General features: G+C 39.3%; 13 protein-coding genes. 1 reads left to right on the top strand and 12 read right to left on the bottom strand.

Annotated features, from left to right (window positions below):
• Positions 1 to 29 precede the first annotated feature (29 nt).
• The 10 genes from rlmD to gatC form a co-directional block, all read right to left on the bottom strand.
• Positions 30 to 1,403: a 23S rRNA (uracil(1939)-C(5))-methyltransferase RlmD gene (gene rlmD / locus AC6CHV_RS15330; RefSeq protein WP_498079162.1), complete on the bottom strand. Its 1,374-nt coding sequence runs from the start codon at positions 1,401 to 1,403 to the stop codon at positions 30 to 32.
• A 494-nt stretch (positions 1,404 to 1,897) separates the two neighbouring features.
• A complete protein-coding gene (locus AC6CHV_RS15325) occupies positions 1,898 to 2,803 on the bottom strand; it encodes a diacylglycerol kinase (protein WP_121449406.1) in 906 nt (301 codons plus the stop codon).
• A 216-nt stretch (positions 2,804 to 3,019) separates the two neighbouring features.
• Positions 3,020 to 3,973, bottom strand: a complete 954-nt coding sequence (locus AC6CHV_RS15320) for a hypothetical protein (protein WP_498079161.1) — start codon at positions 3,971 to 3,973, stop codon at positions 3,020 to 3,022.
• Positions 3,973 to 5,067: a hypothetical protein gene (locus tag AC6CHV_RS15315; protein WP_498079160.1), complete on the bottom strand. Its 1,095-nt coding sequence runs from the start codon at positions 5,065 to 5,067 to the stop codon at positions 3,973 to 3,975. The genes AC6CHV_RS15320 and AC6CHV_RS15315 overlap by 1 nt, the downstream gene beginning before the upstream one ends.
• Positions 5,064 to 5,507: a hypothetical protein gene (locus AC6CHV_RS15310; RefSeq protein ID WP_498079159.1), complete on the bottom strand. Its 444-nt coding sequence runs from the start codon at positions 5,505 to 5,507 to the stop codon at positions 5,064 to 5,066. The genes AC6CHV_RS15315 and AC6CHV_RS15310 overlap by 4 nt, the downstream gene beginning before the upstream one ends.
• Positions 5,504 to 5,953, bottom strand: coding sequence for a sigma-70 family RNA polymerase sigma factor (locus tag AC6CHV_RS15305; RefSeq protein WP_498079201.1), 450 nt, complete (start codon positions 5,951 to 5,953; stop codon positions 5,504 to 5,506). The genes AC6CHV_RS15310 and AC6CHV_RS15305 overlap by 4 nt, the downstream gene beginning before the upstream one ends.
• Positions 5,954 to 6,188: 235 nt before the next feature.
• Positions 6,189 to 6,440 carry a DUF3949 domain-containing protein gene (locus AC6CHV_RS15300; protein ID WP_341329780.1) on the bottom strand — a complete coding sequence of 84 codons (252 nt, stop codon included), beginning with the start codon at positions 6,438 to 6,440 and terminating at the stop codon, positions 6,189 to 6,191.
• A gap of 602 nt (positions 6,441 to 7,042) precedes the next feature.
• Positions 7,043 to 8,473, bottom strand: a complete 1,431-nt coding sequence (gene gatB, locus AC6CHV_RS15295) for an Asp-tRNA(Asn)/Glu-tRNA(Gln) amidotransferase subunit GatB (RefSeq protein WP_498079158.1) — start codon at positions 8,471 to 8,473, stop codon at positions 7,043 to 7,045.
• Between the two features lie 15 nt (positions 8,474 to 8,488).
• Positions 8,489 to 9,946: an Asp-tRNA(Asn)/Glu-tRNA(Gln) amidotransferase subunit GatA gene (gene gatA / locus AC6CHV_RS15290; protein WP_341329778.1), complete on the bottom strand. Its 1,458-nt coding sequence runs from the start codon at positions 9,944 to 9,946 to the stop codon at positions 8,489 to 8,491.
• A 14-nt stretch (positions 9,947 to 9,960) separates the two neighbouring features.
• Positions 9,961 to 10,251, bottom strand: a complete 291-nt coding sequence (gene gatC, locus AC6CHV_RS15285; protein WP_121449523.1) for an Asp-tRNA(Asn)/Glu-tRNA(Gln) amidotransferase subunit GatC — start codon at positions 10,249 to 10,251, stop codon at positions 9,961 to 9,963.
• A gap of 196 nt (positions 10,252 to 10,447) precedes the next feature.
• Here gatC and AC6CHV_RS15280 point away from each other — a divergent pair, with 196 nt between their 5' ends.
• Entirely contained in the window at positions 10,448 to 10,765 is a 318-nt protein-coding gene (locus AC6CHV_RS15280; protein ID WP_121449495.1) for a thioredoxin domain-containing protein, read from the top strand.
• A 56-nt stretch (positions 10,766 to 10,821) separates the two neighbouring features.
• Here AC6CHV_RS15280 and AC6CHV_RS15275 read toward each other — a convergent pair whose 3' ends face one another.
• Entirely contained in the window at positions 10,822 to 11,277 is a 456-nt protein-coding gene (locus AC6CHV_RS15275; RefSeq protein ID WP_341329777.1) for a GNAT family N-acetyltransferase, read from the bottom strand.
• 433 nt (positions 11,278 to 11,710) lie between these two features.
• Positions 11,711 to 13,225: a sodium/proline symporter PutP gene (putP, locus tag AC6CHV_RS15270; protein ID WP_440273126.1), complete on the bottom strand. Its 1,515-nt coding sequence runs from the start codon at positions 13,223 to 13,225 to the stop codon at positions 11,711 to 11,713.
• Between the last annotated feature and the right edge of the window lie 333 nt (positions 13,226 to 13,558).

Raw genomic sequence — 13,558 nt, 5'->3', positions numbered from 1 at the left:
CTCCCGCTTCATGTTTATTTATTTAGTATCTATTTTATAATTAATTTTGCGACTGCTTCACAGTGAACAGTGTGCGGAAACATATCTACAGGTTGTACCTCGGCTGTTTTATACCCACCATCTTCTAAAACTCGAAGGTCTCTTGCAAGAGTTGCTGGGTTACATGAAACATAAACAACTTTCTTCGGTTTCATTTTTAAAATCGTTTGTAATAACGCCTCATCACACCCCTTACGAGGAGGGTCAACGACAATGACATCCGCCCTAACTCCGTCTTTGTACCAAGCTGGAATGACAACCTCTGCCTCTCCGACCGCAAACTCTGCATTATCGATATGATTTAGGGCTGCGTTCCGCTTCGCATCCTCAATCGCTTCAGGAACAATTTCAACTCCATACACTTTCTTTGCTTTCTGGGCTAAAAATAATGAAATAGTACCAATTCCACAATAGGCATCAATAACTGTCTCTTCCCCTGTTAACCCTGCATACTCCAACGCTTTGTCATACAGTACCTTTGTTTGTTCAGGATTAACCTGATAAAACGATCTTGCAGAGATCGCAAACTTGATATCACCAATATTATCGTAAATATATTCTTCACCCCAAAGGACATTTGTTTCATTTCCAAAAATCACATTCGTCTGTTTGGAGTTAATGTTTTGTACAATCGATTTAACACCTGGCAAGTTTTCAGTAATCTCTAAGATGATTTTATTCTTTTGTGGAAGCTCTCTCGTTCTAGTGACAAGTACAACCATAATTTCTCCAGAAACCAAGCCATAACGTGCCATAATGTGACGAAGAGTACCTTTGTTATTCTTCTCATCATAGGCCTGTATTCCAAACTTCTCACAGATTGTTTTCACTGTTTGCACAACCAAATCATTCTTCTCTTGTTGGATAAGGCAAGCTTCCATATCAATGATTTCATGGCTTCGCTGTTGGTAAAACCCTGCAACTAGGCCGCCTTCACGGTCTGCTACTGGAACCTGTGCCTTGTTCCGATATCGCCATGGATTATCCATTCCAAGAACAGAGTGAACCTTGATATTTTGTAGCTTACCGATGCGTGTTAATACTTCCTGGACCTGTTTTTGTTTCGCAACTAACTGTCCCTCATAGCTGAGATGTTGAAGCTGACAGCCTCCGCATTCTTTATATATCGGACACGGAGCATCGACGCGATATTCGCTTTTTTGGTAAATCTCTATTAGACGGCCAAAGCCGTAGCCTTTATTGACTTTGGTAACTTTGATTTTTGCTTTCTCATCCGGTAGACCGTTCGGAACAAAGATCGGAAAGCCTTCAATTTTAGCCACACCCGCTCCATCATGGGTAAGATCTTCAAATGTGACATCATAGTAAGTATTTTTTTCAACTGGCGGTTTCAGTTTTGTCATTGTGTATTCTTCCTTTGCGTTCAAAATGCTGAACTGATTGTAACATATCGGAGGGAGGTTACGCCAATGTGGGAAGGAGGTTCGGGTATTAAATATTGAGATCTGGAGTTAGCAAAACGTATTCAAAGCTTAGCATCGTCCATGCTATCCAATTTCCCCTTCGTGCTTAGGCAGGGCTGATTTGCTTGCGTTCCCCTTTTGCCTTCCTCTTCAGCTAATCGGGCACGATTCATCCTCTTGCGTTCCCCTTTTACCTTCCTTTACCACAAATCGGGCACAATCCACCCGCTTGCGTTCCCCTTCTGCCTACCTTTACCACAAATCGGGCACAATCCACCCGCTTGTGTTCCCCTTCTGCCTTCCTTTGCCACAAATGGGGCACGATTCACTTGTTTGCGTTCCCCTTTTGCCTTCCTCTTCCGCTAATCGGGCACGATTCACTCGCTTGCCCTTACCCTTATCCAAACCAAAAAAAATCTGGCTCACGCCAGATTTCAATCCATCTTTTCTGCTTTTTCTTTTGATACTAGCACATTTATATGTTTGTACAGATTTACAAATTCACCTGGCAGTAATCCACCATATTCACCATCTAGATTGATTTGCATTTTTTCAGTAGGATTTACTTTAACACGATTTGCTTTTGTGTAAAGAACATGTGGGTCATTGATATGCTCTCCACGAATTGCCAAAGTTGCAACCTTAATAAAATCGGCAAGGTTTGCCTTTTTTAAAATTAACAAATCAAACAAGCCGTCATTCAATGAGGAGTCTGGTGCCAGCTTTTCAAAGCCTCCAACAGAGTTCGTTAAGGATACAAGAAATAACATGATCTCACCCTCAAACAGCTTCCCATCGTACTCAATACTAACTTCAGTTGGACGGATCGAAGGAAGCATCTCCATCCCTTTTAAATAATAGGCAAGCTGCCCAAGCATCGTTTTCAGTTTGCTTGGTACCTCATAGGTCAACTCAGTTAGCCTTCCTCCACCTGCAATGTTAACAAAATACTTATCATTTATACGGCCGATATCGATTGGAACAGAGTTTCCTTCTACAATCACGTCACAAGCACCATCAATATTTCGAGGAACTCCAATTGCGCGTGCAAAGTCATTCGTTGTTCCAACAGGAATAATTCCGAGTGTTGGACGATATTCCTGCTCAGCCAAGCCATTTACAACCTCATTAATGGTTCCATCGCCACCTGCAGCTATTACAAGGTCATACTTTCTTTCAACCGCAATTCGGGCCGCATTTGTTGCATCGCCAGCCCCAGTCGTGGCATGACATGAGGTTTCATATCCCGCTTTTTCTAGCTTCTCTAACACCTCGGGCAGATGTCTCTTAAACAATTCTCTACCAGAGGTAGGGTTATATATAATACGAGCTCTTTTCATTTTCATCATCCTAAAAAAGATAATCTTTATATTTCATTTACATCATAGCTTAACCAAATGATTTAATCAATTTGGTCCATTAGCAAAAAAATCCAATTCTACCACACCTATTTACTATATCATTTATATTCAAAAAACACTATTAAGTTGCCCCTTTTAACTTACGCTTATTACACAAAAATGCGCTTTGCCAAGGCCAAAGCGCAAAACCTTTTCTTACATTTTTTCAACTAGATTTACTGTTACAAGATCACTATTAAAAATCGATAACTTATATGTGCCTTCGCCCAACTTTTTTGTGCCTTTGTATAATTTTTCGGTGGTACTTTCCTCGTAAACTTCTTCAATTCCACCACGTTCAGTTGTATCGATTTTATCCCACTTTATATTTCCATTCTCAAGGACATTATTCGAAACAGCTGACAACAGAATGTCACTCTTATCATTCACATGAACCGATACATTTGACACTCCATCTACAACCCAGTTATTTTCAAGTGAGCCCGGATAAAGTGAGACATTATTATGCTCACCTCGCACCTCTAGTCTAATCGAACTTGGCACAATAATCGTGGGCTCGATTGTTGCATATGTAGAAAATGGACCCGTCTGATCTGCAGGTTCTTTCAATGTCACGTACATAGTATCCCCGACAACCTTAGTAAATACATAATCCTTTGTTTCTGCAATGATTGGGTCTGCCTTCGGGTGGACCGTTGCACGGAACACGCCAAATACATGAAGTTCATTCGCAGTAGATCCTTCGACTATGCTTGTTACTCCGTTCGTTTCAAGGACCACACGCTTGACATCACTTGCCAACTTTTCCTCAATTGCTGGCAAATCCATTGTACGGTGCTTTGCCCCAATCACGCCTTGAACCTCATCAACAAGCCCTATAGATGATAACAAGGTAAACCCGATTCCAATTGTTCCGATAATCCCAACAAAAAGAATACTTAAAAAGTCATATTTAACTATTGGATTTTCCTGCTTTGACATAAATAGATAGACGACAATTTCTATTCCCAACACGATTAGAATGATTGGCCACCACACAAGCAGCGGCTCCATCATTTGCATTCCTTTTAGCTGTGATAGGAAAAGAAGAATCCCAAGCAAGACTAAAGACAACCCCATTGAAACTGAACCAACCCGCCACTTTCGCATTACGCATTCTCCTTCCGTTTTTTACTTCCTACCATCAACTTCAAGCCACCACCAATGAGTAAGATACAAATAATCGTGCCTTGGAAGTAATTATAGTAAAAATATTGAACATCAAAATTGAAAACTCTCATAATCGTAGGACCAACCGTAGGAAGGACAACATTTACGAGTAAATAGTAAATCCCTAAGGCAATTAGCCCAAATCCGACCCATTTTTGGTGATTGACAATATAGGAAACGACCGGAACATCCTCAAGGTCATCTTCTCCATGCTTTGACACCTTTTGTAGGGCATCAAAAAAGCTATAAAACCAAATAATGGGGATTAAAAACAGAAATAATGACAACCTCAGAACATCTAAAATATAAATCGCGAATAAAAAGGCAGCCATCAGCTGTATACCTCGTTTTTGAAGGCCAAGATACAAATGCCCTGCTCCCGGGAAAATGGCTAAAATTGTTGCTAGCGTTTTGCTTTTACGCCCTTGCTCACGTCTTGTTTCCTCAAAATCCTCGATTATGGTCTTATCAACTAACTCTTCTCCACGGTGTTTTTTCCCTATTAACTGAATCGCATCAAACATGTTGTATACCCACAAAATTGGTAGAATCCCTAAAAACACCAAGAATGCCCCTTGATCTGTAAAAATGGAAATAAACACAACCATGGTTCCCAATCCGAAGAATCCGATAAGAAAGGTTAATCCACGGTTTAGCAAGCCTAGTTGAAAATGCCCTAACCCCGGGATAAACGAAAGAATAATTGTATAGAAACGTTCTGAATCATCCGATCTAGTAACAATAACTTGTTCATCTCCCGATTGAAATACCTGATGCTTTTGGTTTTGCTTATTATTTCGTAATAGAAAGATAACCATATCGAATACATTAATAACCGCTACAAAAGATGCAAAGATGAGCCCAACTAAAAGTGGATCTTCAAATCCAGTCATCATCCATCCAAAGATTCCTATTAATATAGGCCCGACTGTACCCACTCCATAAACAAACCCTCTTATCTTTCGATTCACATAAAAATGTCCAACACCTGGAATAAATGATAGGAAAAATGCCAGCACTGGATTATAACTCATTTTTCTCCCTCCTCTTGATCTGTATTGATTATGTCAAAAACCGATAAAGCTTTTTCCATCAAACTAGTTGAAACAGATTGTCTTTGTTTAGAAAAGCTAGATGCCTCCACTGTCCCCACTATACCCGTCATACTTTGGAAGACTCCAGTTGACATTAATGATAATGTTACAACTGCCGCAACTCCATAATGGAATATCGGACTTTGTAAAATAGACTTCTTTTGTTTTTCCTTGTTCACCGGTAGCTTCATTACTACCTCGTCTGTAAAATGAATATTTTCAAGATCCGGAAGCCCAACGGCTTGGTCCTCTACTAGTTTCATATATATTTTTAAACATTGGTCACAGGAATACAGGTGATCTTCAAGTTCTCCCCGCCTTGATTCTGCTAATTCATCCTTCATGTACATTAACCATTCTTCGTCTCTGTAATGTCTCACCTAAAATCATCCTCCTTCCAATGTTTTTTTATCCAATTTCTAGCTCGGTATAATTTGGTTTCAACCGTCTTTACTTCGACCTGTTGCTCTTCTGCAATTTGTTTATAACTTTTTTCTGCTATGTAATAAGCTTCAATCACTTTACGATAATTCGTAGGCATATCGTGTAACCGATTTTTGACCAGTTCTCTTTGTTCTTTTTGTAAAAGTGGCAATACAACATTTTCCTCTGGGGAAGAGAATGTCGGGAGGTCATCCGGTTCAAGAACCATTTCTTGCTGCCGAAGTTTCTTCCGCTTTACATCAATTGCGTGGTTCATAGCAATCCGTGTCATCCATGCTTTAATGCCCTGCGAACTATACTGGGGGAGAGCATAATAGATTTTTAGAAACACTTCCTGCGACGCATCCTCGGCATCCTTTTCATGTCGTAAAACTGAATATATTACCTTGAATACTAGATTCTTATATTTTTCGATAAATAATCGAAATGCGTGCTCATCGCCTGCTTTTACCTTTTCAATCAGAATCTCATCCTGAATTGCGCTCTCCCCCCTTCTCTTTTCTCTACCCTATTAGACGAACTTAACCCTACTATACCCTACACTTTTCATAAAAAAATTATAAAAAAATTTAAAGTCACGAAAAAAGACCCTCAAAACTTGAAGGTCTCCTAAACAATTAACTATCTCGATGACGTAATTTATATATTAATGCTGCGATTAATGTTGATGGCAGATTTAACAAATTCCCTTGGAGGTTATACTGTAATTGTTGCTCCTCGAAGGACATGTCCTCATACAATTCATTATGTGTTTTTTTCGTTTTCTTTAATTCTTCCTTCGTTGCAGCTATATTTCGATATTGGAACGGAATCATGATTAAAATATAAAGAACTACAATCGCTCCAAGTATCATCCATATCAAATCCATCTTCGCACCCCCTTGAGTGAAAACGCTTATATTTAGTTTACGATTAGGACCCTGAGAAGGTTTCATGCGTAATGCATAAATATATTTTTCTGCCAATGGTTTATCAATAAGCACCGTTTGCAGGACATGCTACACACTATTTCTATCGAGCGTGTACCCGGTAGAGCTTTCTTGCGATACAAACTGCGCACTATTGCTGCCAGCCGTGTACCGGTAGTGCTCCCTTGTGGCACATGCTACTCCACTATTTTTATCGAGCGTGTACCGGGAGAGCTCTCTTGTGGCACATACCAAGCACTATTTCCGCCAAGCCTGTACCGGTAGTACTCTCTTGCGGGACATGCCACACACTATTTCTGCCAAGCGTGTACCGGTAGCACTCTCTTGCGGGACATGCCACACACTATTTGTGCCAAGCTTGTACCTGTAGAACGCTCTTATGGGCATATGCTACACCGCTATTCCATTCAAGCATGTACCTATAGAATTCGCTTGCGGGACATCCTACTCCGCTATTTCAACCGACCGTAACCGGTAAAACTCACCATTGTTTGGCAACCAAAAAAAGACCTACTTTTTAAAAATAAGTAGGTCTTCGTCTTTTATAATTTATTCATTTCTTCAGCAAGAATTTTGTTTACCATTTGTGGGTTGGCTTGTCCTTTTGTTTGTTTCATAACTTGGCCAACTAGGAAACCAATCGCTTTCCCTTTACCACTCTTAAAATCTTCGACGGATTGAGGGTTGTTACTGATCACTTCAACGATAATCTTTGTTAGAGCACCTTCATCAGAGATTTGAACAAGTCCTTTTTCCTTCACGATTGTTTCAGCATCTCCGCCATTTTCAATTAACTCTTTAAAGACGGTTTTAGCAATTTTAGAAGAAATTGTTCCGTTTTCGATTAGTTTAATCATACCTGCAAGTCCTGCTGGAGTTAAGGCAATTTCATGTAATTCCTTCTGCTCGGCATTTAGGTACCCTGAAACTTCACCCATAATCCAGTTTGAGGTTTGTTTTGCTTCAGCGCCACTTTTTACTGTTTCTTCAAAGAAATCAGATGTTTCCTTCGTTACAGTTAGAACAGATGCATCATATTCTGGTAGTCCCAGTTCTTCAATATATCTCTTTTTACGAGCATCTGGAAGCTCAGGAATTTCTGCACGAACTCTTTCCATCCACTCATCGTCAATATAAAGTTCAACTAAGTCTGGCTCTGGGAAGTAGCGGTAATCGTCCGAACCTTCTTTTACACGCATTAAAATAGTTGATTTTGAAGATTCATCATAGCGACGTGTTTCTTGTTCGATTACGCCGCCTGCAGATAAAACTTCAGCCTGACGAATCTCTTCATATTCAAGACCATTTTTAACGAATGCAAATGAGTTTAAGTTCTTAAGTTCCGTTTTTGTACCGAACTCTTCTTGGCCGACTGGACGTAGTGAGATGTTAGCATCACAACGAAGTGAGCCTTCCTCCATTTTACAATCAGATACACCTGTGTATTGGACGATTGATTTTAGTTTTTCCAAGTAGGCATATGCTTCCTCAGGTGTACGAATGTCTGGCTCAGATACAATCTCAATCAATGGTGTTCCTTGACGGTTCAAGTCAACCAATGAATAACCACGACCAGAGTGAGTAAGTTTACCCGCATCTTCCTCTAGGTGAAGACGTGAAATCCCAATCTTTTTCTTTTCGCCATTTACTTCGATTTCAATCCAACCATTCTCACCAATCGGCTTATCAAATTGAGAGATTTGGTAGGCCTTTGGGTTATCCGGATAAAAATAGTTTTTACGGTCGAACTTTGTTTCCTGGTTAATCTCACAGTTTAAAGCCATTGCAGCCTTCATCGCCCACTCTACAGCTTTTTTATTTATAACTGGAAGTACACCTGGGTACCCCAATTCAACGACACTAGTTAATGTATTTGGCGCTGCTCCGAATTCATTCGGTGCGCTTGAAAATATTTTTGATTCGGTTTTAAGTTCAACGTGAACCTCCAACCCAATAACTGTTTCAAACTTCATCTCTGTTTTCACCCCTTACAATTGTGGTTTTTGTTTATGATGTTCGGTTGCTTTTTCAAACGCATCTGCAACACGATAAATTGTACTTTCATCAAAATGTTTACCAATAACTTGCAGACCAAGTGGTAATCCATTTGAGAATCCACATGGTACCGATATTCCTGGTACACCTGCAAGGTTCACTGGGATGGTTAGAATATCATTCGCATACATTGTAAGTGGGTCGTCCATGTTTTCACCAATTTTAAACGCTGGAGTTGGTGTAGTAGGTCCAATGATGACATCATATTTTTCAAGTACATCTTCAAAGTCTTTCTTGATTAATGTACGAACTTTTTGTGCCTTTTTATAGTAAGCATCATAGTAGCCTGAGCTTAACGCAAAGGTTCCGAGCATGATACGACGTTTTACTTCGTCACCAAAGCCCTCGCTTCTCGTTTGCTTGTACATCTCAATGAGATTTTCTGCATTATCTGTACGGTATCCATAACGAACGCCATCAAAGCGTGCAAGGTTTGCTGATGCTTCTGAAGATGATAATAAGTAATACGTTGCTAATGCATATTTTGAATGTGGAAGTGAAACCTCTTCCCATGTTGCGCCAAGTCCTTCAAGAACCTTAAGTGAGTCAAGAACAGATTGACGAACTTCCTCATTTACACCTTCACCTAGATATTCCTTAGGCACAGCAATTTTCAAGCCTTTAACATCACCCGTTAAAGCAGATACGTAGTTTGGTACGTCGACATTCGCAGAAGTTGCATCCATTGGATCAACACCAGAAATTGCTTGTAAAAGGAAAGCATTATCCTCAACTGTGCGTGTAACTGGTCCAATTTGATCTAATGAAGATGCAAAAGCGATTAAACCAAAACGTGAAACTCTTCCGTACGTAGGCTTTAATCCAACCACTCCACAAAAAGCTGCTGGTTGTCGAATGGAACCACCGGTATCAGAACCAAGTGAGAATAATACTTCTCCAGCCGCAACCGCTGCTGCAGATCCACCACTAGACCCTCCTGGAACACGTTCTAGATCCCATGGATTTTTTGTTACCTTAAAGCTTGAGTTTTCATTGGAAGAACCCATTGCAAATTCATCCATGTTTAACTTACCAATCGTAACTGATTGAGCATTCTGAAGCTTTTGAACGACCGTTGCATCATAAATCGGATCAAAGTTTTCTAGTATTTTACTTGCTGCCGTTGTACGAACGCCTTTGGTTACAATATTGTCTTTAACACCGATTGGCATACCAAATAATAAGCCTAATTCATCACTGTTTCCAAGTGCTTCATCTAATTGCTTCGCGTATTCTTTTGCATTTTCTTCATTCAATGTTAAAAAAGCTTGTACCTTATCATCAACCGCATTGATACGCTTGAATGATTCATCTACAAGATCTGATACTGAAATTTCTTTTTTATGTAAAAGTGCTTGTAATTCTGAAATTTTGTGATCAAAAAGTGACACTTTGTCTCCCCCCTTTATTCAATGATAGATGGTACACGGAACTGTCCATCTTTCGCATCTGGTGCGTTTTTCAAAACTTCTTCAACTGGTAATCCTTCTTTTGCAACATCTTCACGCATTACATTTTTCACGGAAAGAACATGTGAAGTTGGCTCCACATTTTCTGTATCTAGTTCATTTAATTGTTCAGCAAATGAAATAATCGCATCTAACTGTTGTTGGAACATCTTCGCTTCGTCCTCTGTCACAGCTAAACGCGCTAGGTTAGCAACATGTTTAACTTCTTCAATCGAAATCCTCGACATTTTCCCTTCACCTCCACCGTCCATACAATATACTGATAATATCAAAATTTTCACCGTTTCGGCAATAGTTCCTCCCTCATTCTTCCCGATTTCGACAAGAAACAACTCGAAACTTCTGGCTGGGCAGATTATTTCTCTTTTAAATAGGGAATTGGTATAGTAGGATTGATAAAATACAGGATGTGGAGTGATTGGAATGGAAAGGATTACTTCTGTTGAACAATTTAATGAGATTATTCAATCTGAAGGTGCCATTATTAAATTTGATACAACTTGGTGCCCTGATTGCAGACGACTTGAAGCGTTCATTGGTGAGGTTCTCGAAACTCACAATAGTGTTCCTTGGTACAGCATGGATAAGGACGAGTTCCCTGAAATCGCTGAAAAGTATAATGTAATGGGAATCCCAAGTCTTCTATATTATAAAGGTGGAGAAAAGCTAGGACACTTACACAGTGCTAACGCGAAAACACCTGAGCAAGTCAACGAATACCTTGAAGGATTAGGGATCTAATATCTTAAAGAAGTGCCGTTAATTGTTTAGTACAAGCAACTAACGGCATTATTTGTCTAGTTTAGATTTAATTCTAAAATAATCTCTGTTCCATTTAACATCTCACCCGTATTTACAAATCCGATGGATTCATAAAATCGTAAAGCTACTATGTTGTCTGGCTCTGTTGATAGACGGATACACTCACAATCTTCATTTGTTCTTAATTGATCAATAATTTTTTTCATCGCGGATTTACCATAGCCTTTTCCTTGGTATCGAACATCAATCATCAACCTTGGAACCCAATATTTATTTCTGGGCTCAAGTGATGGATCATAATCCGTCATGACAAATCCAATCACAACTTCTTCCAAATAAATTGCATACGGTGTATAACAAGGATTTACCTTAGACTCTGCAATTGAAAATACATTAGGCTCAATTTTCTTATCCTGCCCTTCGCCCAATTTTAAGCTAATGCACTCATAAAAATTTTCGATTGTAATTTCTTTAATCTTTATTGATGACATATCCTGGCTCCTCGCAACTTATTATCCTATTAAAATAATTATGAGTGACCTCGCTTACATAGGCAACAAAAGAAATGTCCTTCATTTTATCCGAATCCATCTTAATTGGAATCACTTCAGGCTCTCCCCTATCAGCCTGTCCAAATCTGCACCGGTTTCTGACTCACTTTTGGATTTTACGACTTGACCTGGCAGAATCTAAACCTTTTTCTGACTCTCTTCAGGCTCTTCCCAATTAGTCTGTCCAAATATGTACCGTTTTCTGACTCACTTTTGGATTTCCTACTTGGCCTGTCAAAATCTTATTCCGACTTTCATTTTGATTTTCTACATCCCAAGAATGATATAAGGAATTAGAAATCTAATAAAGTAGGCCGCTATTTGCTACAATGCAAATAACGGCCTCTCGTTTTCAATCTATAAGAATACTTTTCTATGCTTTTTTCAGTTTCTCTTTTACTGCGTCAAATTCATCAAGGATTTCTTGTGATGGTGCCTTTGTAACTAAGCTGACAACGATAATCGTAATTGTGGCAAGTAGGAAACCTGGAACAATTTCATACAAACTAAATGGAATGACTGCTTCTCTAATAACCTCTCCAGCCTCATTCAATTTAGGTGTAGAAAGAATACTCCAGACAACAACTGTAACTGCTCCTACGATCATTCCGGCTAACGCTCCCCAACGATTCATCCGTTTCCAGAACAGGGAGAGAATGATAACAGGACCAAATGCAGCTCCAAATCCTGCCCAAGCATATCCAACAAGATCTAATACCTTGCTATCACGGTCATACCCTAGGAAAATAGCAATTACTGCAATTACAAGAACCGCAATTCTACCAACCCACATTTCTTCTTTCTGACTAGCTTCCTTTCTAAAGATAGCTTTATAGAAATCTTGGGTCAATGCACTTGAAGAAACAAGTAACTGCGAATCAACTGTACTCATAATGGCTGCTAAGATCGCCGCTAGTAAGAATCCAGCAACCCATGGGTTAAATAATACTTGTGAAAAAACGATAAACACTGTTTCTGAGTTAGCTAAAGGTGCATCAGCGAAATAAGCAATACCCGTAAATCCAATAAAGATTGCGCCAAATAGTGATAATACCATCCAAGTCATTCCGATAAAACGCGCTTTTGGAATCTCTTTTGTTGATTTAATACCCATAAATCGAACGATGATATGTGGCTGACCAAAATAACCTAGCCCCCACGCTAATAATGAAATAATTCCAAGTGTAGTAGCACCAGACATAACATCTAGATAAGATGGGTCGATAGCACCGATTTGATTGACTGTATCACCCCATCCACCAAGTTCGTAGATCACGACGATTGGAATGATGATTAATGCTAGGAACATCAAGATTCCTTGAACAAAATCAGTCCAACTTGCAGCTAAGAAACCACCAAAGAAAGTATAGGAAAGTATGACGGCAGCTCCAACCCATAGGGCGAGTTCATAGTCCATTTTAAATGAGCTTTCTAAAAGAATTGCTCCACCTACAAGACTTGCAGAAGTATAGAAGGTAAAGAATACTAAGATAACAACCGCGGAAATAACACGTAGTAGCTTTGTTCCATCACGGAATCGATTTTCAAAATAGTCAGGAACCGTTATCGAATCATTTGAAACCTCTGTATACACACGGAAAGGCTTCGCAATAAATTGCCAGTTCAGATAAGCACCTATTGCCAAACCAACTGCAATCCATATTTCACCCATTCCACCAGCATACATTGCACCAGGTAAACCGAGCATGAGCCAACTACTCATATCAGACGATCCAGCACTAAGGGCTGCAACCCCTGCACCTAACCTTCTTCCACCCAGTACATAGTCGGTTAAATTTTTTGTCATTCTTGCAGCAAGGATACCGATGACCAGCATTCCTACAAGATAGATAATAATTGCTGTTAACGTTTGTACGTTAATATCCATGTTTAGACATCCTCTCCTTTGTCAGTAAATAATGTGATAGTTGATAATACAATTAACGAAAGCATCGGCACGAACAGCCAAAAATATGTGACACCCGTTAAACTATATTCCATACCTTCACCCCCCTCAAGGTTTCGCTAATCCTATCCCTATGCGGTCATATACAATTTCATGATAATTCCCATTTTTCGATATTAACTGCAGCTCAAAATAAACACTTATAAATCTTAACATATGATAACTTACAGAACAGGGCGAATATTGCAAAAACAAATAATGAATGTATAATTATTCATAAATTTAGTGTAAATTTGCAATATAAATCTAATAATC

It is taken from the genome of Ferdinandcohnia sp. GQ5, assembly GCF_059759275.1.
Note: the sequence above shows the minus strand (reverse complement) of the source record. Positions and strands in the feature narration are given on the sequence as shown.